The organism is Alteromonas sp. AWM4_230 (genome assembly GCF_056158305.1).
Genome location: NZ_JBSWTB010000001.1, coordinates 91,741 through 118,086, shown reverse-complemented (window position 1 = coordinate 118,086; position 26,346 = coordinate 91,741). Strand labels below are relative to the sequence as shown.

Here is a 26,346-nt window from a genome sequence, read left to right as displayed (position 1 = left end):
AAATGGCAGGGTTTTACCCCTGCCAAAACACACACACAAATTTTAGAATGAGCCTCGGATACCTACAGAGTAGCGAGCACCATTGTCTTCAATTGAGTAAATTTGGTCTGGGAAGCGACCTACTTGCGTAAGCTCTTCTTCAGTCACGTTGATACCTTCAACAAATACCGTAAGGTGTTCGTTGATGTCGTAACTTGCACTTACATCCCACTGACCGTAAGTTTCAGTCGTAATTGGCTCGCCAGTCGCGCCGCCAACTTCAGTGTTATCTAGTGCAAATAGGAACGACTCACGGTTGTTAAACGCTACACGTGCCTGGAACGCATCACGCTCGTAGAACACGATAAGGTTTTGTGAATCTCCAAGACCTGCTAGCGCAAACGTCTGAGTTGTATCGCCAGATACTTCCGCATCACTGTTAACGACAGTAGCGTTAGCGGTTACACCAAAGCCGTTATCCCAAACGTGGGTAATCGCTACTTCATAACCATTAACCGTTGCTGTTTCGCCGTTTTGAGGGCGTGTAACGGTATAAACTTCGCTTGCACCATTAAGCTCTTCTGTGTCCGCCACTACGTCGCGATCAGGGTCTTGTGGGTCAAGCGATACGCCCACCGCACAGTCATCCGCTGCACAGCGATAGTCACTTGGAAGGCGGTTCGTCATGGTATAAGTTTCATCGCCAGAAAGCGTAACAATGAAGTCTTCTACTTCTTTGCTAAATACTGCAAACGAGAACACAGAGTCATCGCTGTAATACCACTCAAATGATAGATCCCAGTTTTCAGCGCTAAATGGCTTAAGGTCAGGGTTACCACCGCTTGCCTGAAGGTTTTGACGGCGAGGCTCGTTGAAAGTAGTCGCTGGCGACATCTGAGACATAGTAGGGCGTGTCAAAGAGTCGTAGCGCGAGAAGCGTACGATCATATCTTCTTGTACTTCTAACTTAACGTTCAGGCTAGGTAGAAGGTTGGCATATGAAGATGAACCTGTGATGTTTTCTGATGGAGCGAAAACATTTGAGAACAAGGTCAAGTCAGTAGTAGGAACAACGTCAGCGATAAGGGCTTGTACTGCAGAAACTGAAACACTGGTTTCTTCGTAGCGAGCACCAAAGTTCATTGTTAACGGCATATCACCGATGTCATAACCAAATTCGAAGTTAGCGTAAAGCGCGGTTACGTCTTCTTCGATGTTGTAATAGTTAGGCTGAAGCGTTGGTACTACTGGCGCACCTTGAGAAGCAAGGTAATCTAGGTATGCATCGCCATCATACGTGTACCAAGTGTCAATCAGACCGCTGAAGAAGTTGTTCGCGGTGAACGGACGAATGTTCAGTTCATCGATTGGCGCCTCTGTGCCATAACCACAGAATACACATTGTGACGCAAACTCTTGGAAAACGAACTTCTCACGCTCTGAACGCAAAATACCGAAGTCAACTTTACGGAAAACGTCAGAGTCAGCAAGGTAAGTGAAGTCAGCTTTGTATTCTGTTACTTCGTCTTCAGACGCAACAACGTTACCTAAGTCGTTATAGTGAAGGCGGTTAAGCGAAATATCAGGTAACTGACCATTGCCAAAACCGTCGTGAATTACAGTAGGTGTACCACCTGTGCTGTCAAACTCGTAGTTGTTGATAATACCTACAACGTTAAAGCGACCTTCGCCAGCAACGTCGTTTTCAGCTTCAGATGTTGATACATCGAAAGTTGCTGAAAGGGCATCAGTTACTTGCCAATCAACATTTAAGCCGAACCCTTTGTTAGTTACATCACGTACACCACGGGTTGATGATACGAAGTCAGATGCTGGGTTACCGCTACCTTGGTGTAAGTCAATTTCCTGCGTAAATTGTACAGCTGTACCAAACTCAGAAATAGTGGCAGAACCTACGCGGTCTGGTTCAAACCATGATGCAAGGTCAGTAACCTGTGAATCAACTTCAAACTTCGAGATAAAACCGTCTAGGGTAATGGTTACATCATCAGATGGCGCGAACTGCGCAACAAGTGATGCGTTAGTACGGGTTCTGTCTTGCTGGTCTACAACTTGGTCCCAGTTACGAGGCAAATAAACATCAGTAGCAATAATCTCAGCCGTTTCGCCATCGCCACGGTTAGAAAGTGTTAGGCCCGGACGCCAGCCCGCTGTTTGAATACGGTTAATTTGAACCTGACGCTCTTGATGAGATACCGCAAGTAGCAAACCAAATTTATCGTCAGCAAATGTGTTGCTAACTAAGAAAGAGGCTTGTGGAGACGTTTCTTCTGAAAGGGTTTCATACACACCTTTCACGCTTCCTACCGCTTGGAAACCGTCATAGTCGAATGGACGAGCAGTCGATACATTGATGGTAGAGCCGATGCCGCCAGATTGAAGGTTGGCAACGCCACTTTTATAAATACTTGCGCCAGTAATTTGGTCGGCAGCAAGTACGTCGAAGTTAAATGCACGGCCAGCGTCGTCAGTAGCGAGTTGGCGACCGTTTACAAGTACCGTGTTAAACTGTGGGCCGAAACCACGTACCGTAACTTTTTGGCCTTCACCACCATTACGGTCGATAGAAACACCAGTGATACGCTGAAGTGATTCAGCAACGTTTAGATCTGGGAATTTACCTAAATCTTCCGCTGCGATACCGTCTGAAACAGCGAGGTTTTCTTTCTTATCAGACATTGCTCTTTTCAAGCTGCTTACAATGCCGCGAACTTCAATAACTTCAACAGGTGCATCGTTTACACTTTGAGTGTCAGCATCTTGAGAAAATGCTACCGGTGCGTGTAGGGCAGAGGCGATAGCAACACCTAAAAGTGAGCGTTTCGCAATTGGGCCTAACTGTGATGTGTTAATTTTATGTGTCACTGTGTTTTCTCCGTGAGTAGGCTACGTTTTAACGTACTTTGCACTTAAATTACGTTTTTAGTATGTGCGGATCAAGCTTATTAACATTACTTTTACACATTTAACGTTATATTTTCTCGATTATTATTTGTAACTTTATGAAAAATATAGCGTTTCTATTCCAAGGTAAAAGGTGAAACGTTTACCTTGAATCCAATACTAGCACAAAATGACAATGTAATTACAATGTTATAAAAATTTTTTTGTATAAAAAAAGTGCGGTATATAACCGCACTTTATTAACAATAAGAAAAATAAGGAGAAATTAACTACAGCGGATACGGTCTACAGCAGCTTTCCAACCGTCATAGGCTTGATCACGTTCCTGCTTCGATAGTCTTGGGGTGAAAACGCTATCACTCTTCCAGCACTGGGTTAGATCATCAATACTGTTAAACACACCTGCTTGTAACCCGGCAAGGAAAGCTGCGCCTAACGCAGTTGTTTCGGTGATTTCAGGTCGCTCTACTTCAGCACCCAATATATCTGACAAAAAGCCCATAACCCAGTCGTTACGCGACATACCGCCGTCTACACGTATATTCGTAGGGCGAGCTCCGTCGCTCTCCATTGCCTTTTGAAGGTCCTTGGTTTGGTAGCAAACCGATTGCAGGCCTGCTGCCACAATTTCGCTTATTCCTGTATCACGAGTAAGGCCTAAAATTGCGCCTCTAGCATCAGGGTCCCAATAAGGCGCGCCTAACCCGGTAAACGCGGGAACTAAAAATACACCGTTATCTTCTCTAGCGCGCTGTGCTAGAGCTTCAGATTCTGCCGCGTCGTCAATAAGCTTTAGGCCATCACGGAGCCATTGCACAGTAGCGCCAGCCATAAATATGCTGCCTTCTAACGCATAGGTGGTTTTGCCATTTAGTCGGTAACCTACAGTAGTAAGTAAGCGGTTTTTTGATTGAAGAGGGGCGTCGCCGGTGTTAAGGATCATAAAGCATCCGGTTCCGTACGTACTCTTTGCCATGCCTTTTTCAAAACACGCTTGGCCCACAAGTGCTGCTTGCTGATCGCCTGCTACACCCTGAATAGGAATAGCTTTTCCGATGATGTCTTCTTTAATTACCCCAAAATCTGCGGCACAGTCCATAACTTCAGGCAGCATTGAAGCTGGAATGTTAAATTTATCAAGAAGCTTTTCATCCCAACACTGGTTATGAATATCGAACAACATGGTTCTAGAAGCATTGGTGGCATCAGTTTTATGTGATTCACCGCCCGTTAAGCGCCAAATCAAATACGTATCCACGGTACCAAACAGAAGCTTGCCGTTTTCTGCCTTCTCTCGGGCGCCTTCGACGTTATCTAGTATCCATGCGACTTTCGTTGCTGAGAAGTAAGGGTCAAGTAAAAGCCCTGTCGACTCTGTTATATACGATACAAATTCTTCGTCTTCGCTAAAATCTCGGCAATATTGCGCTGTACGTCTGTCTTGCCAAACGATTGCAGGGTAAACAGGCTTTCCTGATTGTTTATCCCAAACTAGCGTGGTTTCGCGCTGATTTGTGATACCAATAGCGGCGACGTCAGACGGGGTTACATTACATTTGTTAAAAACTTCCTTCAGGGTAGCGACAACGCTTTCCCAAATTTCTTCCGGGTCGTGTTCAACCCAGCCATCTTTAGGGTACTTTTGAGAAAACTCCTGTTGAGCGATGGCCTCTATACTGCCTTTGGCAGAGAAAATAATGCTGCGAGAGCTTGTTGTGCCTTGATCAATGGCAAGAATATGTTGTCCCATAAGGTCACTCCTGAAGATAATTTTCATAGAGTTTGCATCATTTACAGGTGTTTAACAATGCCATATTTTCGAAAACGAACATCTGATTTTCGTTTTATCGCGTGAACTTTGTTATTAAGCACGTATAATTATTGTCGTTTTTATTTATGAGGATGTGTGATGAACCAAACGCAAAGACACGAAAAAATTGTTGGGCTAATAAAGCAACATGGTTTTATGTCTATTGATGATTTGGTTAATGCTTGTGAAGTGACGCCACAAACCATTCGAAGAGATTTAAATCAGCTTGCTGAGAATGGCGTGGTCAGTCGCTATCACGGTGGCGCTGGATTAAACAGAAGCTGGGAAAACACGCCTTATCAAGAGCGTAAAACGCAAAACAGTGAAGTAAAAGAAAAAATAGCTGAAGCTGTAGCGGCCATGATTCCCGATGGTGCGTCTTTGTTTATCAATATTGGTACTACGACTGAACTTATTGCTACTAAGCTACTAAATCATAAAAATCTACATGTAGTAACAAACAACATTCATGTAGCGACAATCCTATCTGCTAAAGAAGACTTCTCGGTGATTATTGCCGCAGGTGAAGTACGGTATCGCGACGGTGGTATTATTGGTGAAGCAACCTGTGACTTTATTAGTCAGTTTCGAATGGACTACGGCATCATTGGTATAAGTGGCATAAGTTCAGATGGCGCGCTATTAGACTTTGACTTCAGAGAAGTGAAAGTTTCACAAGCTATTTTAGAACATACTCAACACGTTATCCTTGCAGCCGACTACAGTAAATTTGAACGCCGCGCAATGGTTGAACAGGGCCATATATCACAAGTCGACTGTTTAGTTTGCGACAAAACACCACCGCCAAGCATAGGCAAAATTATAAAAGAAAATAACATTACTTTTGTAAAAGCATAACCATTAGTTGTATTACTGACTTATCGTCATAATCACAGATCTGTCATAATTCTAGACTAGCCTTATCACTCGATAATGTGTGTGTTGCCAAGTGCCCCTTGCACATGGTTTTGTATTGATTTACTCGTCTAGTTGTATTTACAAATATGCGACTCAGCGTATATAGATTAGCTAAACCCTTTATTCTTCCTTTGCATTATTTACCAGCAAGTTAACGCATAAATGGGTTCATTTAACTTTCTTTAATGTTCGATAATGTTCGTTTTGTGTTGACATGTTTTCTTTTTGGTTGTCAAATAGCCAACCATTAGATAAAGCAAATGTGAATATGAGCAGGGGCAAACTATGAGTCACAGCAATGAATCTGAAAAAACAGTCGACGTTTTAGTTGTTGGCGGCGGCGTTAACGGTGTTGGCGTGGCGCTAGACGCTGCAGGACGTGGGCTTTCAGTAGCATTATGTGAAAAAGGTGACCTTGCTGGCGCTACATCTTCATCAAGTAGCAAGCTCATTCACGGCGGCCTTAGATATTTAGAACATTACGAGTTCCGTTTAGTAAAAGAAGCATTGGCGGAACGGGAAGTATTGCTTCAAAAAGCCCCTCATATCATGTGGCCTTTGCGCTTTCGTTTACCGCATCAAAAGCATTTACGCCCAGCGTGGATGATTCGAATTGGTTTGTTCCTTTACGATTCACTGGCGAAACGCAACATGCTACCTCGCTCACGTAAGCTGTCCACAACCAGCGAAAGCCCTTTAGTTAGCGGTATTACAACCTGTTTTGAATATTCTGACGGGTGGGTAGACGATGCACGCTTAGTGGTATTGAACGCATTAGCCGCACAAGATCAAGGCGCACAAATTTATACCCGCACTGAATGTGTGAAAGCTGAAAAGCTAGACAACCTGTGGAGTGTTGAGCTTAAAACAGCAAAAGGGAAAACGTTTACAGTAAAAGCGAAGTCTATTGTCAATGCTGCAGGCCCTTGGGCGGTATCCTTCTTAGATCGTTTAGTAAATGTTAACAACCCAAATGCTATGCGTATGGTAAAAGGAAGCCACTTCATTGTGCCTAAACTTTACGATACTGATGAAGCATACATACTGCAAAACAAAGACGGGCGTATTGTTTTTGTTATTCCGTATGAAGGAGATTTCTCGCTGGTAGGTACTACTGATGAAGATTTCAAAGGTAATCCATCAGATGCTGCTATATCGGATGAAGAAACCGAATACTTAATTGACGTGGTAAACACATACTTTAAATCAAAAATCACCCTAAGCGATATCGTTCACTCTTACAGTGGCGTAAGACCTCTACTGGAAGAAAAGAATGCTTCTGCTCAAGAGTTAACGCGAGACTACAAAGTTGAGCTGAAAGGTGAAACAGGAAAGCCAGTGCTGCTCAATATTTTTGGCGGGAAAATAACGACCTACAGAAAATTAGCTGAGCATGCGGTAGACAAACTGACTACATGTTTCCCTAAAGCCAAGAAAGCATGGACTAAAGATGTTCCTTTACCAGGTGGCGCATTCGAAAGCCAAGACGAGCTTGTAAATAAGTTAATTGGTGAGTACCCGTGGTTGAACAAAGATATTGCTCAACGTTATGCCCGTCAATATGGCCTTTTAAGCTACAAATTTTTAAAAGGAAAATTGACAATTGCTGAGATGGGAGAAGACTTTGGCGCAGGCATGTATCGCGCAGAAGTAGACTATTTAATTGAGAGTGAGTGGGCATGTACCCTGGAAGATGTTATTTGGCGCAGAACTAAGCATGGATTGCGTTTAAACAAAGCGCAACAAGAGGCGCTATCGCAATACATTGAGCAAAAAGCTCATTCACTTGATAGCGAGCAACAAGCTATTGACCCAGTATTGGCAAGTGCGTAGCTTCATTAAATAGATATAAAGGGCGTTTCGTCTAATAGGACGCCCTATATTCTCGTATATATCCGGTCTTATCAATTTGATACCGTTTTTTATAACTTTTTACATTAGCAAGGTCGCAAGCTTCAATTAGCCGGACTCAATATGAACACGGATGTCATAAAAGAAAGCACAGTGAGAGAAGTTATTTTCATTCGCCATGGAAAGCCACTTTCAGTCCACAATGAGAAAGTGAATGCTGCGGATTATGCAAGCTGGGTGCGTAACTATAATAAATCCCCCCTAGACCCAGCCAGCCAACCTAAACAAAAAATAGATATAACCGGTAGCTACATTGCCGTCAGCCCGCTTTTAAGAGCAAAGTTAACAGCAGCTCAATATGGGGCAACTTCAATTGATGAAGAGCTACCGGAATTGAGAGAAATGGATATACCTTACTACAAGCTACCTTTCACATTGCGCAGTTGGCACTGGGTTTTGCTAAGCCGTGCGCTTTGGTTTATGGGAACTAAAGGCCGCTTTGAAAGTTTCAAATTTGCTAAAAAACGGGTTGAAAAACTTTCAATACATATTAATAAACTTAGCGAAAAACACCCTAGAGTGGTTCTTTTTGGGCATGGGATGACGAACTACTATACGCGAGAGGCGCTAATGAAAAGCGGGTGGAAGCTAAAGCAAAAAGACAGTGATTTCTGGGGAATTACTATTTTGCAGAAAGACGTTTAGCCAAGAGTCTTACTCCAATCATCGATACTTGAAAACGCGCTAGGCTTAAGGTTTTGGTTAATTATCTATGCAAGCTGGTATTGCTTCATATTTCCTCCAAAATGCCGATAAACTATCATCATAGAAAAGTCGTTTTGCTGCGGTAGCAATTTCATGTTGCGCAAATAGCGACAAACACCACGCCAAACAAGGTTTAATACTTCAGTTATAAGCTGAGGAGCCACAGATGAATAAAAATAATAAAGATACCGAGACCACTAAAAACCTTATTAAAGCTTCTATCGCCGTTGTTTTCGCGTTCTCGCTAGGCATAGCAATTAACCATTTTCATATTGGCGAAGAAGATACCACTACAAAAGTTTTTGCAGAGCGTTTAGAGACGTTCAAGCGGAATGTGATTTCTTCACATTGGCAATGGCGAGTACGTCAGCCTACCACTATGATAATGCTTATTCACTATGACGACTCTGGCAGCGAAATGAACCGAACGCCAGTTCGTATGAATCACAATGGATGGCCGACCGCTGATATGTCGGACGCTGGATGTGAAAAAATTTGGTCATCAATAGTAGCATCCCCATTACGTGTCGACGGATTCAAAGTTCATGCAAAATACTACGCCGAGCTTGAAACAAGTGAAGATAACTACTGGTGTCGCTTCAGCTTGAGTAGAGGAACCTACTTCGACTATTACCCAGCAAGCGGTTCGGTAACTGCCTTGGAAGACTAGTAAGGTCTTCATACCATTAACATATTAATATAAATAATTACCTATGTAGGTATTTGGTTTATTTAGATAATTAGTCTACTTTTGAGTTAGCGCCATGTCATAAATTGGCACCTTAAGGTATTGTTGATAACAAGATAATACTCGACACTAACGAATTAAGTAGACATATGCTCTCTAGCTTATTCTCTTCGCAGAAGAACAATACAACGCTCACGGTAGGTGTGTCTGTGAGTGCTGCTGAGTTACATATTGCCGCTGTTAATTTTAGCGACAGTGGCTATGTACTCAACTCTTTTGCGTCTGTTCCCTTTGACAATCGACAACCTCTTGAACAGCAATTAAGCGAGGCCTTACGAGAATTTGAAAAAGAGGCATGTCGAGTATCCATTGTGCTTTCTCAAGAAATGTATCATATGGTTCAAGTGGAAAAGCCTGATGTACCCGAAGAGGACATCACGACTGCACTACCTTGGACACTTGGTGAGTTGGTTCCGTTCGATTCTAGTAATATTGTTTTGGACTACATCGATTACCCGGTTCAAACACGGACCGGCGGCAAAAAAATAGATGTGTTTGCTGCCGAAAAGTCATCGCTTTCTGCACTGGTACAAAGCCTATCGAAAAAGAAAGAGGTTAAACTCACCCATATTCACGCTAAAGAAGTGCTGGCTACCGAAATGGTGCCTGATGATGATTACGCGCGTTTACTTATTATTCAAGAGCCCAATAGCGAACCTTTTTTGATGATAGTGCGCTCGCGTGCTATTTGGCTATCGCGTCGATTAAGGGGATTTGTTAAAAAATCCTCCGCCCCAGAAGATTTAGTTCAATTAAGCGATATGCTTGGTTTAGAAATTCAACGTTCAATGGATTTCTATGAGTCACAGCTAAAACAGCCACCGCTAAAAGAAATCTTGTTCAGAACACAGTTTGATTGCGAGCCTGTTATAGAGCGCTTAAAGCCCTTTCAGCCTGCGGCTATGAAAAAATTCGTTGCAGAGCTTGAATTAGTTGATGTTGTTGACCCCACTTGCCACTTTGCTTTGGCTAGTGCGCTTGTTGCAGCGAGGGAGGCACAGTGAAACGCACGATAAACCTTTATCACCCCTCGCTTAAGCCTAAAAAAGAGCGCTTACCCCTATCAAAGGTGCTTTGGGTAAACGGCGTAGCGTTTGGAGTAATGCTAATTGCCGTTGTGGCTCTAAATGTTTTACTTAGCGCCAAACAAGAAAAAATAGCACAGCAATCAGCGTCAACACGCCAAATTAATAACGAAATTAAAGCGCTGAATAATGCACTAGAGAAAAAGCGTGATACCAAAACGCTTCAGCAGCAGCTTGAGCAAGTGAATGCCAAGATAGAAAACAGAAAGCAATTGCTTGCCTATTTAGAAAGTGGAGAGCTGTCTTTTGATGCAACCAAGTATGGCGAAGTGATGGACGATTTAGCTAACTATCACAACCAGAACCTTTGGCTTACCAGCATAAACATAGATACCCAGAAAATTCGTTTGTCAGGGCAAACGGTAGCACCGTCGTCTATTCCTGTTTGGTTAAAGAAGTTACAGCAGTCACCTTTCTTTCAGGGCAAGTCATTTTCGTCCGTGAAGTTTGATGAAGTAGACGGGGCTGAAAACGTGAAGCAATTTTTAATATCAACTGATTTTGAAGGAGACGCTGATGAGTCAGTATCAACAGCTCTCTGATAAGTTTTCTGCGCTCGAAAACAGAGAAAAGCAGCTTATTTTGTGGGTGAGCTTTGGCCTTATCGTTTATCTGTTCTTTTGGTTTGGCATATCGCCTGCGCTAGATAGCATGTCTGGTGCGGATAAAACCCTTACTCGAAAAGAAAGTGAATACAAGGCGCTTGTCATTCAGCGTGATGCTATTGAACAAGCGCTGTCTGTCGATTACACACAGCGTATGCAACAAGAATTGGATAGCGCGAGAAAAGTACTACTGAGCTTAGACGATGAGCTACTTTCATTGAACGAAGGCTTCGTGGCTGCCGACAGAATGCCCGAGTTGTTAATGACGTTATTGAATGAAGAAAACAATGTGAGCTTGGTTAACTTTAACGTAGAACCTACTCAAACCCTTCGTTTTGGTGAAGGTGAAACGCAAAGTACATCATTCTATCGTCACAATATGCGTTTAGTGCTTGAGGGTAGTTACTTCGACTTACGCAGTTATCTAGCGCGTCTACAAGCGGCACCAGAAAAAGTCATTGTGACGTACTTCGCTTATAGCGTCGACGAATACCCCAGTGCATCACTGACACTGGGGTTAGCGACAGTAAGCAATAACGCTACCTTCATTTCGCTTTAGGGAGGCTAGGTGAAGAAAATGAAATGCTTCATATTTAGTTTGTTGGTAGTAGGTAGTGTTCTTAAGCCTGCAATAGCCGCGGTAGACCCAACCAAACCTGCCCAGTTCAAGGGGGCGAGTGCAAGCGAAAACAACCTTTTAGATGGCGAATTGGCACTGCAGTCAATTTTTAAACGCAGTTCCGGTTACAGCGCGATCATCTCTGGCAAGTCTTATCGAGAGGGCGACACGCTGAATGAATTTACTGTGTCCAAAATAACCCCTAAACACGTGATTATAACTGACGGTCGTCAGCAGAAAATACTAAGAATGTATGCATATGAAATTAAAAAATAGCCTTATTTCTAACGCACTGATGCTAGCTGCGGCGTTTGTTATCGCGGGTTGTCAAACCTATGGTGTTGGCGAGGAAGTGAAACCGCATATTCGCGATGAACTCAATCGTTCCCAAAATGTACCTGCGACCAAACCAGCTCCTCCACCGCAGTTAAACCAAGAACTGCTGTCAGAAGTAGCTCGCTATCAGTCGCTACCAGCTCCTACGTCTCAGAAGCTATTTGCCGTATCTGCTAATAATGTGGATGTTCGACCGTTTTTCGATGCGCTGGTGGAAGATACGCCTTATAGCGTGGCTGTGCATCCAGCGGTGTCTGGTCAAATTAGCTTAACGCTTAAAGACGTGGCGCTTGAAGATGTGCTTACGATTATTTCTAGAATGTATCCGCTGGATGTATTTTTAGAAGGTAAGGTCATCCAGGTTATGCCATCTCAATTAAAAACAGAATCTATCCCGGTTAACTTTCTTATGATCAAGCGTTTCGGTGTGTCGAACGTCAGCGTGATTGCAGGTGGAGTAAGCGAGCAGGACCAAAATAACGGTGGTAACAACGGTGGTATTAACGGCAACAATAATATCAGCGGTAACGCACTGGGCGGTCAAGGTGGTTTTGGTGGCCAAGGTGGTCTTGGCGGCAACAATATACAGCAGCTCAACGGTTCAAATATTCAAACCACCAGTGAAAACGATTTTTGGAGTGACTTAAAAGAAGCGTTAAAAGTACTGGTATCACCTACTGAAGGCCGTCAGGTGGTGGTGTCACCGCAGGCGGGGTTGGTGACGGTGCGCGCGCTACCAAGCGAAATTGCCGTGGTGAAAGACTTTTTAAACCAAAGCCAAGAAAGCCTGCAACGCCAGGTGGTGCTAGAAGCTCGCATTATTGAAGTCACGCTAAATGATGGTTACCAACAAGGCGTTAGATGGGACCGTATAGCAAGCGGCTTAACGGGGAGCCTCAATTTTGGGTTTAGCGGCGGGGCGCTTGCTTCTAATTTTGCAGCAAACACTGCAGCGGGAATCGACCCTGCTATTAATGCGGTTAATGCTATCGGCAATACTATCTCTACCGATATCGGTGGGGTATCAACATTACGTATTTCCCGCGGCGACTTTGATGGCGTTATCAACATGCTTCAAACCCAGGGTGACGTGCAAATGCTAAGTAACCCTCGCGTTACGGTAACTAACAACCAAAAGGCCGTTATTAAAGTAGGGCAAGACGAGTACTTTGTTACCGATGTGTCGACCAGTGAAGATCAAAGCACAACAAGCACAGAGAACGAGAATGACATCGAACTTACTCCTTTCTTTTCTGGTATCGCGCTGGACGTAACACCGCAAATAGACAGAAGTGGCTCTGTAATACTGCATGTTCACCCTTCAGTAACAGAAACGGCGGAACAGACAAAGGTTATCCAAGTAGGTGACCAACAAATTTTGTTACCGCTAGCACAAAGCAATATTCGTGAATCAGACACGGTGATCCGCGCTCGCGACGGTGAAATTGTGGTGATAGGCGGCTTAATGGAAACGGTTACCAGCGAGCAAGAATCCAAAACACCGCTGTTAGGTGATATCCCTATTATCGGTAACGCGTTTAAAAACAAAGCGAAAACCCAGAGCAAGCGCGAATTGGTTATTCTCATTCGCCCTTCTGTGGTACAGCCAGATACGTGGGAAAAGCAGCGCCTTCGCACTCAGTCACTACTTGATCAATGGTATAGAAACTAATTATGTACCAAGGCTTTTATCATTTCACAGAAATGCCGTTTTCGCTTACGCCGAACACGGATTTCTTTTGTGCACTGGCGCCGCACAATGAAGCGTTAAAAGTCATTTTGTCTGCGTTAAGTATGTCTGAAGGCTTTATTAAAGTGACCGGTGAAGTAGGTACAGGTAAAACCCTGTTGTGCCGCAAATTGATAAATCACCTTTCGGACAAATTTGTAGCCTGTTACTTACCGAATCCATACCTAAGCCCTGACGAGTTGCGTATAGCATTCGCCAATGAATTAGGTATTGATATATGTAAAAACGAAGCTTCTCAAGGGTTACACAGTGCCATCGAGTCAAGGCTTTTAGCACTTAAACAAGAGGGGCGGCAAGCGGTACTGATTATCGATGAAGCGCAATCGTTAAGCTGGGATGCACTTGAGATGCTGCGCTTATTTAGCAACTTAGAAACTGAGAAAAGTAAGCTGCTTCAAATCGTTTTATTCGGCCAGCCAGAGCTTGACGCTAACCTGTCAAACCCCAAGGTTAGGCAAATTCGTCAGCGCATCAGCTTTTCGTACACGCTGCGCACAATGACGTCGGCAGAAGTGGAATATTACATAGGCCACAGACTAACAACGGCCGGCGGCAGCGAGCAGTTAATTTCTAAAGGTTTACGGGCTTTTATCGCATTAGTCACCCGAGGAACGCCACGGTTGGTTAATATTGTTTGCCACAAAATTCTTCTTCGCGCTTACGGCCAGGGTAAAAGCGCTGCGACTTGGCAACATACGATAAATGCAGTGTTTGATACTGATGACTGCAAGCGAAGGCTTGTTCCTAGACAAAGCATTGTTATTTTTTCTATAGCTGCGGTTGCTGTAGCAAGTGCCCTTTACCTTTACGGGGCGCAGGGCTTATGAGCATTTTAAATGACACCTTAAAATCGTTAGATGAGCGAAACCAGAATGAAGATTTTGGCTTGCCGCCTACGGTGCACGTCGAAAATCGTTCGCTTTGGCCAAAAGCGCTAATTGCGCTCATTGCACTAGGGCTAGTTATTTGGCTGGTGTTGAGCAATATGACTGAGTCTGGGGATAGTAAGCGTGCTGGTAATACAGGTAGCCCTGACATTGTTGCAAAAGGCGATGTACAGAATACAGCAGCAAGCTCAATGGAAAATAAGCCCATCCAAACGGACAGTGAAAGTACTTCCAAGCAAGGTGTCGATAGTGCCGAACAACAGTTAGAGGGCATGAAGTCTACACCGTTATCCGAGCAAGATTTGGCATACCAAAATACGCCGTCAGACGTGGCTGAGATTGTATTTAACAGTATTGATGAAACGGTAGTCGACGACGAGGCAGAATATAGGCAACGTACGCAAGTTGCTAATGCTTCAAGCTCAAACTCGGATGCCCAATCAGATCAAAAGACAGATAAACAGGCAGCCGAAGTTAAAGACGAAACCCTATCAGCCGCAAACGTATCAGAAGAGACTGAAGAAACCGGCTCGGCGGTAGTGAAAGCCTCAGGCTTAACCCAAGAAAAAGCAAACATACAAACGGCAAGCAGGACAAACCCTGGAACAAACGTTAAAACAACTGGTGAATTAAGCTCGCCTAAACCAGATAGTATTATTTCACGTGAGCCAGCGATTGACGTTACGCCTAAATCGCCAGAGCAACAAAGCGCCGTTCATTTAGAGGCAGGGCTTAAAGCTTATAATTTTGGTATTTTCGACGACGCTCAAAAAAGCTTTACTCTTGCACTATCTACCTACCCGCAAAACACCGAGGCTCGCAAACAGTTGGCCGCGCTTTATTTTGGTCAAAATAACAACCTACAAGCGTTACAGGTACTTTCAGAAGGCGTTGTAATATCACCAGAGGCGTTAGTGTGGCGCGAACTCATGGCTAAGATTCTGGTTCAAGAAAGCCGTTTTGAAGAAGCTCTGAACCTTATGCCAGATAGCTTAGATGCGAAAGCACTGGCTGAAAAGCGTATCGATTATCTGATACTAAAAGGGACCTCTGCACAGACAATCAATAAACCAGAACAAGCTATCTCGGCGTTTAGCGCCATGACCTCGCTACAACCGAATAATGCAAAATGGTGGTTGGCACTGGGGGTTAATTACGACGCACTGTCTGACAAGCGTTTAGCCATATCTTCATATTCCAGAGCCCTTGCGATTGGTGGCCTCTCTTCTACATCATCGCAATATGCCAGTGCCCGCCTAACCGATTTACAGGAGCAACCTTAATGCGTCCTCGATTAAAGATGCGCCTCGGCGATTTATTAGTTCACGAAAATATTATTACCAGCGAACAGCTTGATAATGCGCTATCGGCACAGCGCTCATCCGGGCGAAAACTGGGTGATACGCTGATTGACTTAGGGTTTATCAGTGAGCCACAACTTCTTCGCTTTCTTGCCCAGCAGCTCAATATTCCTTTTTTAGATATTACACAGCGTCGAATAGATCCAGAGCAAGCACAACTTATCCCAGAAACCTATGCAAGACGTTATCGCGCGCTAGTACTCGAAGCTGACGACGATGAAGTGCTGCTAGGTATGAGCGACCCCACCGACTTAGGCGGTCTTGATCAGCTTGGGCCGCTAGTGGCGCCGCGTAATATTGAACTGGCAATAGTACAAGAGAATCAAATGTTAGAAGCGTTTGATTCAGTTTATCGTCGTACTCAGGATATTGCGTCATTTGCAGAAAAGTTAGGCGAAGAATACGCCGATGAAGCGGACTTTGAACTCTCTGCCTTAGACGATACTACTTCCGATGCCACGGTAGTAAAGCTACTACACTCTATTTTTGAAGATGCTGTTCAGGTGCGCGCCTCCGATATTCATATTGAGCCAGATGAAAATATTCTGCGCATCAGGCAGCGTGTAGACGGTGTGCTTCAGGAAAATACGCTAAACCAGGTAAAAATTGCCTCGGCATTGGTATTAAGACTAAAGCTGATGTCAGGTTTGGACATTTCAGAAAAGCGTATACCCCAAGATGGGCGTTTTAATATAAAAGTGAAAGGTCACACCCTTGATGTGCGTGTGTCCACCATGCCTGTTGCCAATGGCGAAGCGGTGGTTATGCGATTGCTAGATCAATCCGCGGGTCTTTTGACGTTAGATCAGACGGGGATGCCGGATGCAATGGCCGAGAAATTTCGCGCAGCAATAAACCGACCCCACGGCATGATATTGGTTACTGGGCCGACAGGTTCGGGTAAAACCACAACCTTGTACGGCGCGCTAAGCGAGCTCAATAAACCCGACTTGAAAATCATTACCGCTGAAGACCCCATTGAATATCGCTTGCCTCGTATAAACCAAGTACAAGTGAACTCAAAAATTGGCCTAGATTTCGCGTCAATTTTGCGTACCACGCTTCGACAAGACCCTGACATTATCATGGTGGGGGAGATGCGCGATCAAGAAACCGTTGAAATAGGACTGAGAGGCGCACTAACTGGCCACTTGGTTTTAAGTACGCTTCACACCAATGACTCTGTAACTAGCGCCATCCGTCTTATCGATATGGGCGCGGCGCCCTATCTAGTAGCAACATCACTGCGTGGCGTTTTGGCGCAGCGTTTGGTACGTCGTGTATGTGACAACTGTAAAGAAGAGCGGCCGCCAAGCGCGCAAGAGCAAGCATGGGTAGGTTTCCTAAAGCCAGAACTAGCAAATGCGACTTTTTACAAAGGTAGGGGCTGCAATAGCTGTAACCACACAGGTTACAAAGGGCGTATTGGTGTTTTCGAGTTTTTGGAAATGAACGAAGATATGATGGAAGCGCTGCGAGATGACGATACGCAGGGGTTTGTTGACGCGACAAAGGCCAACAAAGACTTTGTTCCACTTTCTCATATGGCTCTTGATTATGCAGCTGAAGGCAAAACCTCATTAGATGAGGTCTTCAAAGTCGCTGAATTTGTGCCTGAGGTGGTGAACCACTAATGCCTCAGTTTAGCTATGCGGGTAAATCGACTCAAGGTGGTCCTGAAAAAGGGGTTATTGAAGCTGCCTCAGCGCAAGCAGCGGCGCAGGCTTTGTTGTCTAAAAACATAGTGCCTATTTCGATAGAAGAAACTAAAAAAACAGAGAAAACGGGTACTGGTTTAGACATAGGGCATCTATTCGAACCTAAAGTTGGACTAGATGAGATGATCATCTTTTCTCGCCAAATGTACTCGCTTCTTAAAGCGGGTATTCCGATTATTAGGGCAATTAAAGGGCTAAGTGAAAACGCCTCACATAAGCGTTTCCAAGAAATTTTAAAGGACATCGCTGAGCAGCTTGAGCAAGGCAGAAGCTTATCTTCGGCCATGACAAAGTATGAAAAAGTCTTTACGCGGTTAACCATTTCTGTTGTCGTAGTAGGTGAAAATACCGGTAAGCTGGACGATGTTTTCCTGCAGTTAGCCCTCTATTTCGAACGGGAACAGGAAACGCGAAAGCGTATTAAATCGGCATTGCGATACCCCACTTTCGTATTGATAGCGCTCGCTATTGCTATGTTTATATTGAATCTTTTCGTTGTACCCGTTTTCACACAAATGTTTGAGCGGTTTGACACCGAGCTTCCCATAATGACACGCGTGTTAATAGGTACTTCGAACTTCTTTGTAAACTACTGGTGGTTAATTTTAATTGTATTAATTGGAACACTTTTTTCGGCTATACAATACGTTAATTCGACTAATGGACGACTTAAATGGGACAAATTTAAACTAAAGTTGCCTGTTGTAGGCAGCATTATTGAGCGATCATTATTAGCAAGATATAGCCGTAGCTTTTCTATGATTCTGCGGGCAGGCGTGCCGTTAACGGCGGGTTTGTCACTAACAGCGGATGCTGTAGATAACGCTCATATGCAAATGCGCATTAAAGAGATGCGCCAAGGCATAGAAAAAGGCGAAAGTTTGCTGAGAGTTTCGAAAAATAGCGAACTGTTTTCTACACTTGTACTACAGATGATAGCTGTAGGTGAGGAAACCGGTCGGCTAGAGCCGCTTTTAGAAGAAAGCGCAGATTATTACGAACGGGAAGTCGATTTTGACCTGAAAAGCTTAACCGCCAAGATTGAGCCTATCTTGATAGGTTTTGTAGCAGTTATGGTGTTAATACTGGCGCTTGGCATCTTTACGCCAATGTGGAACATGATGTCGGCGGTGAAAGGCGGGTAAGAGTTTCGCGCCTTTTTAATGGGGTAAAGCGTGGCTAGTACTAGAGCAGGGTTATTTAACTTTATTGTGATTGGTTTGGTGCTTGCTGTTGTGACTGCTACGTATGTTTATCACGCAACACCAGTAATAAAAGAAGCTGAAAAAGTTAACAAAGAAAACGCAGTGGCTCAGTTTCAACGGGTTGTTATGTTGGCAAGGGCCCAGTGGATAAAGACCAAGCAATCAAAGGTTTTGATTTACGAAATTGACTTTGATGCCAGCGGCGGCATAAAACAGCAAAAAGAAGTGGCTGCAGAGTTATTCGTAAATACAAAGGGTTGGCCTGAAGGGCTGGAACCAGACCAAGGAAATGCGTGTGAATACCTGTTTACATTGGCGACATTAAGAGAATTCGATGTGTCGTCAAAAATATCGGTAAGCGATGAATACACAAACGGATATTTGCAGTGTGCATTCTTTATTCAAGACAAAGTTTGGTTCGAGTACAACGCTGGTAGCGGCGTAGTAAGAGAAAGAAAAAGTTAACTAAGCGTCGGAGTTATGCGCTTATTTGTAATCTAGGAGATGCTATGAACACGAGACAGCAAGGCTTTACGCTGATAGAGCTTATCATTGTTGTAATTATTTTGGGCTTGCTTGCGGCTACGGCGCTACCGCGTTTTATCGATGTTACCGATGAAGCACGAGAAGCCAGTGTTGAAGGTGTAGCAGGTGGCTTTGCCGCTGCTGTAGGTCTTGTGCGCGCACAATGGGAAGTGGAAGGTCGCCCAAGTGGCAACAACGGGAACGGCAACGGCACAGTAGTTACTTACGACCAAACGCCAGTGGGCGTTGACGGTACCATTGGTTACCCTACCGGCAGCTCTACTGGTAATACACTTATTTCTACGGTTAACAACACCGAGTGTAAAAACACATTTGACCTAATTCTACAGTCGGCACCTACCAATACCACATCGACAAACGATACGGTTGTTGCTGATTTCAGATACGCGGTACGTTCAGATGACTCTGGTGCAAACACGCTTTGTGTTTACTACTTAGTTGAGTCTATGGGTTTACCTAATACTTCAGCACCAGCAGACGGCACGCCTGACGGTACCTCGTTTGACGGTTTCACTTACAACCCAGCCACTGGCCAGGTTACTGTTTTTTAATTAATACTCAGGAAGTTTGATTATGCAAAAAGTATCAACACAACAGGGTTTCACCCTAATCGAGTTAATCATTGTAATTGTATTGCTGGGTATCCTAGCGGTAACCGCAGCACCTAAGTTTCTAAACCTTCAAGACGACGCACGTGATTCTGTATTACAGGGGATTGCTGGCTCACTAGAGTCGGCAGCATCTGTGGTTTACGGTAAAGCGTTAATAAATGGCGTAGCGAGCGCAGAAACAGGTTCGGTTGACGTAGGTAGCGCGACAGTAACAACAGCTTACGGGTATCCAGATGCTACATATCTCTCGACTAATATAAGCGATCTTCTTGATGCTGAAATTGGCGGCGACAGTGATTATTTGATGACAGTCGTTGCAAACTCAGACCCTACTGAGCTTTTGATCTACTATAAGGGTTTCACTGGTTACTCTGATACAGCACCTTCACAAGCAGAGGCTGACTGTACTATTACTTATAAAAATACCGATACTGAAGGGGAGCGACCTGAAGTGACGGTAACTTCTTGCGTTCAGTAATGTGAAGAAAAGCGGTTTTACACTCGTAGAACTTATTATAACCATATTGGTTATTGGGGTGCTGGCGGTAACCGCCGCACCTCGCTTTCTTGGTAGCGACACCGAAGAAGCCATTGCACTTCGGGACAGAGCCCTTCAGCTAGTGCGAAATATGCAGCTTCGCGCCATGCAAAATGTACAAGACAGCAGCTGCGTGAAAATTACAAGTACAGTTATTGCTCCCCCCGCTGGGCACGACTGCGCAAATGCTCTTTCCACTGCTTTTGACGACGACCAAGTTATCAACGCGTCTAATACTGATTTCACTTTTCAAACTGCAGATGAAAACGGCGATAGTTTTTCCCAAATTCAGTTTGACGGGTTTGGCCGACCAAGCAATATTGCCTGCTCAACTAACTGCAAAATTCAAATAAGTACCTTTGCCATGTGTTTGCAAAGCGAAGGGGCAATTTATGCGTGCTAGCGCAATGTTGCCTAACTTCAGAAAACGCAGTGAAGGCTTTACTTTATTAGAGCTAGTAATTGGTATTGTTGTCTTCACTATCAGCTTAACAATAGTGCTGTCGCTTATTGTGCCTCAAGCTGAACAAACGGCTGAGCCATTTCGCCAAGTAAAAGCTGCTAAGTTAGGTCAGTCGTTAATGAACGATATTCTAAGCCGCTCTTATGATGAAAACAGCGACAGAAGCCCGCCATTTGAAACCTGTAATACTAAAGGAAATTGCTCAACAACCCTTGGTCCTGAAGAGGCGAGTGAAGACGACTATGACGATGTTGACGACTACAATGGTTATGTAGTCAGCAATGTGGGCGGTAACTATAACAATTTTGGTTTTGCGGTAACGGTAGATTACGACAGTGACTTAGATGACAGTACGCCAACTGATGGGCAAACTTTCAAGCGTATTGATATAGCAGTTACCGCTCCAGACGGCCAAGTCTACAATTTCAGCGCTTATCGAGGGAGCTATTAATGTTTCCACGCAAAGCACAGCGTCAGCGCGGTTTTACGCTTATAGAGCTTATTTTAGTGATCACCATCTTAGGCGTAATTAGTGTATCTGTAGCGCAAGTGATTTCAGTCAGTGCCCAAATTTACATAACAGGCGCAGAGCGAACTCGGCTTGTTTCAGACGCGCGCTTTATTATTTTGCGACTGGAAAAAGAGCTACGCAATGTGGTGCCGAATTCTGTGTCATTTGATTCGAGTTTAGGATGCCTCTCATATTACCCTATCAAGGAAAGCGGCACCTACGTGGGTGATGCGTTTAACAACCCTATGCACGTAGTCGTGTTTAATAGTCAGTTAAGTATGGGCGACACCCTCGTTATATACCCAACGAATCCACAAAGCGTGAATGATAACGGGCGAACAATTATTACCAATCCATTATTGACTGATAGTAATCAGTACGACCTCACGCTTAGCGCCGCGAACACACAATCCTCACCAGGCAAACGTTTCTTTGTTCCTGAAACGCAAGTGACAATTTGTAGAACGTCTACAGCCCAAGGTGAACGCTTAATAAGAACACAAGGCGCTACGTCGGGCGTTCTTGGAACTAATGTGACATCGTGGAGCGCGAATGTGGTCACCGCGGGTTTACGCCAAAATGGCTTAATTGAGCTACAAATGACGTTAGAAAGCAGTGATGACGAACAAATATCGGTTGTACATGAGGTGCATTTTCCTAATGTGCCATAGTAAAACACACCAATTAAACGTTAATCGCAGCGGCCAGCGTACAGTCGGATTGCGTGGTTCTCTTGTTCGTCAAAAAGGCTCGACAACGATTGTTGCGATCATTATAAGCATTGTTCTTTTAGGACTCGGTATAGCTTTATCAAACCAAATTTCATCTAACATCCGGCAGCAATCCATTGAATATTATGGTGCTCGTGCTTATTTAGCCGCCCAAAGCGGAATGGAAGTCGCGATTTCGAGACTAATTAACGGGAATAACCCCGCGTGTGCCGTAATTACTCAACCAATAACTATAGATGCCGCTAATGTGCAGAATTGTGTAATTACGCTATCTTGTGAGGTGGAGACCGAAGTTGAAGAACCTGAGGTTGCCGCTGGTGAAATAAGGGTTTATGCATTGGGGGCCGAAGCGCAGTGCAGCGCAGGTCAACTTGCAACCTCCAAACGTGTTCTTGTTGAAGTAAGGCAGGAAGAATAATGACTTTCCTTAAATCTCTTGTTCGTCTCTTTTGGGCTTTTCTGCTGTTTATGCCAGCGGTGCCCGTACTAGCCGTGCCTCAAATCGAAGGCAGGTTCATCGAACTTCAAAATACCTACAACAAAGCAGAGTGGACAACCATAAGCTTTTCGCAGGTGTACGACGAGCCTCCAGCCGTGTTTATGCTATCGACAAATCAGGGGGGAAACCCTGCTATAGTCAAGATTCGCAACGTTACCCGAACGGGTTTTGAAGCACTGCCACTTGAGCCTTCCGGTGAAGATGGCCCTCATATCACTATGGGTGGTCATTACTTGGCCATTGCTTACGGTATTCACGAATTTCCTGACGGCGATATCGTTGAAGTAGGAAAAATGGAGTTAGGTGCTGATACTATACAGGCATCAGTTAATTCTCCTTGGTACGAACCCAATGGGCCGCTAAGAATCGGAGAAGAAGATGCGCGATACGCACAAGTACCGCTGCAAACAGACTTTGGCGAGCAACCGGTTTTTTTCCATTCGCTTCAGACTGTTAATAACCAAGTTGATGTACGAGGGGAGGCTCCCCCTGACACATACCTTCTCCCCTATTTAACGGTGGCAGCGAAATACGACGCTATCGGTAGCAATGCTCAACCACCTACTCCTCAGCTAAGCCAAGCTTACTTTGTTGCACTAGAGGCATCGGAAACGCTTTATGAACCTGTTACGCGCACAGAAACACTGGCGTATATGGCAACTACTGAAGGCGATGGTCGGGTGTTTTTTGACGACAATGGGGTGCAAGTTGACTGGGAAGCGTTCTTTGCCGATAACCAAATAGTGGGGTGGAGTGACAGGTGTACGTATAATTTTTATAGAAATAATTATGCCCAAACGCCTCTTGTTGCTGCCAGTAAAATTAGCCGCAATGGTGGCGACGGAGGCTGGTTGAGAAGTTGTGGCGTGAATAGCACGCGCTTAGGTCTTCGTGTGGATGAGGATAGAAGCCGGGATAATGAGCGAAGTCACGACCCAGAAGATGCCAGTATTATTGCGATGACCTCGGAATTTGTTTTTAGTGGTGAGTTTCCTAGCTGTGAAGTTGCTTTTCCTGGTGCCCTGGCTACCTTCGGAGGCAGTGAAATTTATCTAGGAGCAAATAGCCGAATATTTGATGATAACGGCGGGGTATTAACTACCTTTGGTGTGGATAGTGATGCAGATACAGCAGAAGCTTTTCCTAAATGTGGTGAAAATGCTGTTGCGTGTTTTCCTTCAAATACTGATGCGTTAAGTGAATCTCAAGCTCGGGCTATACCTTCCATTACTATTGACGACAGCGGCCCAGAAATTACTCCTGGGGATTTAGCGGGGGATTATTATTTCAGTCGAGCTACCGTAAATATGGGGTTGGGTATTTATAATGTTATTGCGCCAACGCGAATTTATATCAATGATCCGGGGGATAACCCTTTAGGGGTTTCAACGATTTTCTCGATGGTAGATGCAAGCATAAATGTGGCTGACGGCGCTTATCTTGCTATATATGTCAACGGCGATGTAGTTATTGATGGTTCTAACCCACACGCCGTTGTGCTTGCGACAGGTAGTATAACGTTTGTAAATGTATCAGGCGAAACTATCGTGGGCTCGTTTACCGCCGGCGCTGGCATAGAATCCCGAGCAGAGCTAAGTGTTCAAGAAACGACGGTTCCAAACAATATACCCGGTATATGCGGTCGTGAGGTTATAGAAGTATTAAACCACTATCGATTTGAGTTAGCGGATAACAGGGGCAGTAGCTGTGCCGCGAAAGAAGTGACGTTGAAAGCGTGTGCGGACGTTAATTGTGATTTGTTGTATTCTCAAAGCGCAACAGTAGGTCTTTTACCAAGCTCCAATAATTATACATGGTCACCCAGCGACAGTGTTACCTTTATCGGGCAAACATCACTTGCCATAGATAGCCTAAACGGAAACGACCCCACGCTTGCTACTTCAGGCGAGACACCATCATCACAGCTTCGTTGCTTCATCGGGGGTTCTGAAGTTAACCTCAACAGCTGTAAAATAAATTTTGAAGCCGATGGTCTTACTTTTAAAAACCTTACAGATAACAGTAATACCTTAGTCACGCAGCTATCGGGTAAGCCTTCGGAAGTGGGCTTCAACGGGAAGCAATACGCTATTGAGGCTTGCGGAGATACAGACTTACTTAGAAACAAGCTTGTAGATGTTGAGTTGAATTACAACTGTGGAAGCGCGTCTACCTGTTCAAATAAACTGGTCTTTGAAAATAATGGCAATGAATATGAACTAGGAACAAGTTCAGATACATTCCAACTGCAATTTGACGATAATTCGCAGGCTATTTTTTCTATTCAGTACCCCGATGCTGGCGAACTATCGCTTAGTGCTGAAATTGCTGACCGAAGTCCTATTTCTGGGTCATCTAATACTTTCATAGTCAGGCCGTTTGGTTTTGCGCTGGATATACTAGATGATGCAGGCAATACAACGAACCCAAATGGCTATGCTAACAGCGCTAACGATTCACTACTTAAGTTAACAGGTGAAGATTTTATTCTTGGAATAAAAAGTGTGCAGTGGGTTGATGGTGAAGACGCCAATGATGATGGTATTCCAGATAATTATGGACAACTGCAAAACAACCGCACGGCAGAGCATTTTTCTGGAAGCGTTTCGCTTTCGCCTACCACTTCACTACCAGCAGGTGGATCAACCGGGACTCTAGCAGGGGCTGAAAGCGGTGTGATCTTCGATAATGAGAGCGAATTAAATGTAGCGTTGAATTACAGTGAAGTTGGAATAATAAGTATCGCCGCTACAAGCAATTACCTTGCTAGTTCTACAGTAACGGGGTTAGCGGCTAATGTAGGCCGATTCGCGCCTTCAAACTTTACCTTATCTGGTGAAGTGACCCCAGCGTGCAGTGTAAATGATAATTTTACTTACTTTGGCCAGCCAATTCCTAGCGTTACCTATACCCTTGCTGCCACAAATCATTTGGGCTCGGTTACTCAGAACTACTTTGCCGGGTTTGATAAGTTGAACGCTATGGGCCTTGAGGTTGCCTACGGCACGCCGCTTACACGGCTCGACAGACTCATTAATGATGATACAGGGACGTGGCCGCAAAGCGGGGCTACTGGCGTATTGAGTATCGTTGACAACGACGTGACATTTACGCGTTTGGGGAGTTCTGCAACAGATACAGACGGACCTTTTGAGGATACGTCGCTAGTGCTAACGTTTGCGTCTTCTCTTGTTGACGGTGCTACGGTGAATGGTATTTCTTGCACAAGCGATTGTGTTGCGACCATTGATAGTGATTTGACGTTCGCTTATGGTCGGGCAACCTTGATAAACAATTACGGCGGGGCTGATGAAGCCCTATTGCTTCCCCTTCGCACTCAGTACTGGGATGGTCAAACGTGGCGCATAAACACGTACGACAGCTGCACGGATTTTGCACACGCTAATATAAATGATGCCTCAGGTGAGCTAGTTTCTTCTGAAGACGGAACCCTAAGTGAAGGTGCGTATACCACCGGCGAAGGCATGCGTTTATCATCGCCAAACGGGGCGGGTAATTATTCGTTAACGTATACCCCCGATGCTTGGTTACTGTGGGATTGGGATGGAGATGGCGAAGCTGACAATCCGCCTAACGCCACGCTAACCTATGGTGTTTACAGAGGGAACGACAACATCATTTACAAGCGCGAGCAAATCAACAATTAGAAAAGTATGGGCTGGATTTGGTCGTAACGCTGTGCGTTAAAAACACCATCGCGACCTCAATACAAAAAGACCTGGCTAATCGACCAAGGTTTTTGAACCTTCCGTTTTTTGTAAGGTCATTAGTGGGTCTAAAGTAGGAATCAATCGATTAACGCGTAAGTGCTATGCCTTTATGGGGCAGTCGCCGAATTTGCTTGTTAATAAAGTAGTTATTTTG

General features: G+C 44.5%; 23 protein-coding genes. 21 read left to right on the top strand and 2 right to left on the bottom strand.

Features of this window, described 5'->3' with window-relative positions; all coding sequences use genetic code 11:
• Positions 1-42: 42 nt before the first annotated feature.
• Both ACXACS_RS00470 and glpK read right to left on the bottom strand, forming a co-directional pair.
• A complete protein-coding gene (locus tag ACXACS_RS00470) occupies positions 43-2,865 on the bottom strand; it encodes a TonB-dependent receptor (protein WP_474802766.1) in 2,823 nt (940 codons plus the stop codon).
• 304 nt (positions 2,866-3,169) lie between these two features.
• Positions 3,170-4,654, bottom strand: a complete 1,485-nt coding sequence (gene glpK / locus ACXACS_RS00465; protein WP_474802763.1) for a glycerol kinase GlpK — start codon at positions 4,652-4,654, stop codon at positions 3,170-3,172.
• 159 nt (positions 4,655-4,813) lie between these two features.
• Between glpK and ACXACS_RS00460 the strand changes: the two genes are divergently transcribed.
• The 21 genes from ACXACS_RS00460 (at position 4,814) to ACXACS_RS00360 (ending at position 26,129) form a co-directional block, all read left to right on the top strand.
• Entirely contained in the window at positions 4,814-5,572 is a 759-nt protein-coding gene (locus ACXACS_RS00460; protein ID WP_474802760.1) for a DeoR/GlpR family transcriptional regulator, read from the top strand.
• A gap of 345 nt (positions 5,573-5,917) precedes the next feature.
• Positions 5,918-7,465, top strand: coding sequence for a glycerol-3-phosphate dehydrogenase (gene glpD, locus ACXACS_RS00455; protein WP_474802757.1), 1,548 nt, complete (start codon positions 5,918-5,920; stop codon positions 7,463-7,465).
• Between the two features lie 141 nt (positions 7,466-7,606).
• A complete protein-coding gene (locus ACXACS_RS00450; RefSeq protein WP_474802754.1) occupies positions 7,607-8,188 on the top strand; it encodes a phosphoglycerate mutase family protein in 582 nt (193 codons plus the stop codon).
• A gap of 226 nt (positions 8,189-8,414) precedes the next feature.
• Entirely contained in the window at positions 8,415-8,918 is a 504-nt protein-coding gene (locus ACXACS_RS00445; RefSeq protein WP_474802751.1) for a hypothetical protein, read from the top strand.
• Positions 8,919-9,085: 167 nt separating this feature from the next.
• On the top strand, positions 9,086-10,000 hold the full coding sequence (locus ACXACS_RS00440; protein WP_474802748.1) for an agglutinin biogenesis protein MshI: 915 nt from the start codon (positions 9,086-9,088) through the stop codon (positions 9,998-10,000).
• On the top strand, positions 9,997-10,623 hold the full coding sequence (locus ACXACS_RS00435; protein ID WP_474802745.1) for a PilN domain-containing protein: 627 nt from the start codon (positions 9,997-9,999) through the stop codon (positions 10,621-10,623). Before ACXACS_RS00440 ends, ACXACS_RS00435 begins: the two co-directional genes overlap by 4 nt.
• Positions 10,598-11,245 carry an agglutinin biogenesis protein MshJ gene (locus ACXACS_RS00430; RefSeq protein WP_474802743.1) on the top strand — a complete coding sequence of 216 codons (648 nt, stop codon included), beginning with the start codon at positions 10,598-10,600 and terminating at the stop codon, positions 11,243-11,245. Before ACXACS_RS00435 ends, ACXACS_RS00430 begins: the two co-directional genes overlap by 26 nt.
• A gap of 18 nt (positions 11,246-11,263) precedes the next feature.
• Complete coding sequence (locus ACXACS_RS00425; RefSeq protein ID WP_474809176.1) at positions 11,264-11,581, top strand: agglutinin biogenesis protein MshK; 318 nt, start codon at positions 11,264-11,266, stop codon at positions 11,579-11,581.
• On the top strand, positions 11,565-13,313 hold the full coding sequence (gene mshL, locus ACXACS_RS00420; protein ID WP_474802740.1) for a pilus (MSHA type) biogenesis protein MshL: 1,749 nt from the start codon (positions 11,565-11,567) through the stop codon (positions 13,311-13,313). The genes ACXACS_RS00425 and mshL overlap by 17 nt, the downstream gene beginning before the upstream one ends.
• 2 nt (positions 13,314-13,315) lie before the next feature.
• The gene (locus tag ACXACS_RS00415) at positions 13,316-14,218 is read left to right on the top strand and encodes an ExeA family protein (RefSeq protein ID WP_474802738.1); all 903 of its coding nucleotides are present in this window, start codon (positions 13,316-13,318) and stop codon (positions 14,216-14,218) included.
• On the top strand, positions 14,215-15,561 hold the full coding sequence (locus ACXACS_RS00410) for a tetratricopeptide repeat protein (protein ID WP_474802736.1): 1,347 nt from the start codon (positions 14,215-14,217) through the stop codon (positions 15,559-15,561). The genes ACXACS_RS00415 and ACXACS_RS00410 overlap by 4 nt, the downstream gene beginning before the upstream one ends.
• A complete protein-coding gene (locus ACXACS_RS00405; protein WP_474802733.1) occupies positions 15,561-17,273 on the top strand; it encodes a GspE/PulE family protein in 1,713 nt (570 codons plus the stop codon). The genes ACXACS_RS00410 and ACXACS_RS00405 overlap by 1 nt, the downstream gene beginning before the upstream one ends.
• Positions 17,273-18,502 carry a type II secretion system F family protein gene (locus ACXACS_RS00400; RefSeq protein ID WP_474802731.1) on the top strand — a complete coding sequence of 410 codons (1,230 nt, stop codon included), beginning with the start codon at positions 17,273-17,275 and terminating at the stop codon, positions 18,500-18,502. Before ACXACS_RS00405 ends, ACXACS_RS00400 begins: the two co-directional genes overlap by 1 nt.
• 30 nt (positions 18,503-18,532) lie before the next feature.
• A complete protein-coding gene (locus tag ACXACS_RS00395) occupies positions 18,533-19,027 on the top strand; it encodes a hypothetical protein (protein ID WP_474802730.1) in 495 nt (164 codons plus the stop codon).
• Positions 19,028-19,071: 44 nt separating this feature from the next.
• A complete protein-coding gene (locus ACXACS_RS00390) occupies positions 19,072-19,659 on the top strand; it encodes a prepilin-type N-terminal cleavage/methylation domain-containing protein (RefSeq protein ID WP_269917640.1) in 588 nt (195 codons plus the stop codon).
• A 22-nt stretch (positions 19,660-19,681) separates the two neighbouring features.
• Positions 19,682-20,197, top strand: coding sequence for a prepilin-type N-terminal cleavage/methylation domain-containing protein (locus ACXACS_RS00385; RefSeq protein WP_474802727.1), 516 nt, complete (start codon positions 19,682-19,684; stop codon positions 20,195-20,197).
• A gap of 1 nt (position 20,198) precedes the next feature.
• Positions 20,199-20,660: a type II secretion system protein gene (locus ACXACS_RS00380; RefSeq protein WP_474802725.1), complete on the top strand. Its 462-nt coding sequence runs from the start codon at positions 20,199-20,201 to the stop codon at positions 20,658-20,660.
• A complete protein-coding gene (locus tag ACXACS_RS00375) occupies positions 20,650-21,171 on the top strand; it encodes a type IV pilus modification PilV family protein (RefSeq protein ID WP_423078691.1) in 522 nt (173 codons plus the stop codon). Before ACXACS_RS00380 ends, ACXACS_RS00375 begins: the two co-directional genes overlap by 11 nt.
• Positions 21,171-21,902, top strand: a complete 732-nt coding sequence (locus tag ACXACS_RS00370) for a type II secretion system protein (protein ID WP_474802723.1) — start codon at positions 21,171-21,173, stop codon at positions 21,900-21,902. Before ACXACS_RS00375 ends, ACXACS_RS00370 begins: the two co-directional genes overlap by 1 nt.
• Entirely contained in the window at positions 21,892-22,380 is a 489-nt protein-coding gene (locus tag ACXACS_RS00365) for an agglutinin biogenesis protein MshP (protein WP_474802721.1), read from the top strand. Before ACXACS_RS00370 ends, ACXACS_RS00365 begins: the two co-directional genes overlap by 11 nt.
• The gene (locus ACXACS_RS00360; protein ID WP_474802719.1) at positions 22,380-26,129 is read left to right on the top strand and encodes a DUF6701 domain-containing protein; all 3,750 of its coding nucleotides are present in this window, start codon (positions 22,380-22,382) and stop codon (positions 26,127-26,129) included. The genes ACXACS_RS00365 and ACXACS_RS00360 overlap by 1 nt, the downstream gene beginning before the upstream one ends.
• Positions 26,130-26,346 lie beyond the last annotated feature (217 nt).

What these genes read in the sequence shown, in the direction of transcription:
- ACXACS_RS00460 (WP_474802760.1), top strand. Translation starts at nt 4,814, where the DNA reads ATGAACCAAACGCAAAGACACGAAAAAATTGTTGGGCTAATAAAGCAA.
- ACXACS_RS00405 (WP_474802733.1), top strand. Translation starts at nt 15,561, where the DNA reads ATGCGTCCTCGATTAAAGATGCGCCTCGGCGATTTATTAGTTCACGAA.
- ACXACS_RS00425 (WP_474809176.1), top strand. Translation starts at nt 11,264, where the DNA reads ATGAAATGCTTCATATTTAGTTTGTTGGTAGTAGGTAGTGTTCTTAAG.
- mshL (WP_474802740.1), top strand. Translation starts at nt 11,565, where the DNA reads ATGAAATTAAAAAATAGCCTTATTTCTAACGCACTGATGCTAGCTGCG.
- ACXACS_RS00375 (WP_423078691.1), top strand. Translation starts at nt 20,650, where the DNA reads ATGCGTGCTAGCGCAATGTTGCCTAACTTCAGAAAACGCAGTGAAGGC.
- ACXACS_RS00390 (WP_269917640.1), top strand. Translation starts at nt 19,072, where the DNA reads ATGAACACGAGACAGCAAGGCTTTACGCTGATAGAGCTTATCATTGTT.
- ACXACS_RS00400 (WP_474802731.1), top strand. Translation starts at nt 17,273, where the DNA reads ATGCCTCAGTTTAGCTATGCGGGTAAATCGACTCAAGGTGGTCCTGAA.
- ACXACS_RS00410 (WP_474802736.1), top strand. Translation starts at nt 14,215, where the DNA reads ATGAGCATTTTAAATGACACCTTAAAATCGTTAGATGAGCGAAACCAG.
- ACXACS_RS00360 (WP_474802719.1), top strand. Translation starts at nt 22,380, where the DNA reads ATGACTTTCCTTAAATCTCTTGTTCGTCTCTTTTGGGCTTTTCTGCTG.
- ACXACS_RS00440 (WP_474802748.1), top strand. Translation starts at nt 9,086, where the DNA reads ATGCTCTCTAGCTTATTCTCTTCGCAGAAGAACAATACAACGCTCACG.
- ACXACS_RS00370 (WP_474802723.1), top strand. Translation starts at nt 21,171, where the DNA reads ATGTTTCCACGCAAAGCACAGCGTCAGCGCGGTTTTACGCTTATAGAG.
- ACXACS_RS00430 (WP_474802743.1), top strand. Translation starts at nt 10,598, where the DNA reads ATGAGTCAGTATCAACAGCTCTCTGATAAGTTTTCTGCGCTCGAAAAC.
- ACXACS_RS00385 (WP_474802727.1), top strand. Translation starts at nt 19,682, where the DNA reads ATGCAAAAAGTATCAACACAACAGGGTTTCACCCTAATCGAGTTAATC.
- ACXACS_RS00415 (WP_474802738.1), top strand. Translation starts at nt 13,316, where the DNA reads ATGTACCAAGGCTTTTATCATTTCACAGAAATGCCGTTTTCGCTTACG.
- ACXACS_RS00365 (WP_474802721.1), top strand. Translation starts at nt 21,892, where the DNA reads ATGTGCCATAGTAAAACACACCAATTAAACGTTAATCGCAGCGGCCAG.
- glpD (WP_474802757.1), top strand. Translation starts at nt 5,918, where the DNA reads ATGAGTCACAGCAATGAATCTGAAAAAACAGTCGACGTTTTAGTTGTT.
- ACXACS_RS00450 (WP_474802754.1), top strand. Translation starts at nt 7,607, where the DNA reads ATGAACACGGATGTCATAAAAGAAAGCACAGTGAGAGAAGTTATTTTC.
- ACXACS_RS00445 (WP_474802751.1), top strand. Translation starts at nt 8,415, where the DNA reads ATGAATAAAAATAATAAAGATACCGAGACCACTAAAAACCTTATTAAA.
- glpK (WP_474802763.1), bottom strand. Translation starts at nt 4,654, where the DNA reads ATGGGACAACATATTCTTGCCATTGATCAAGGCACAACAAGCTCTCGC.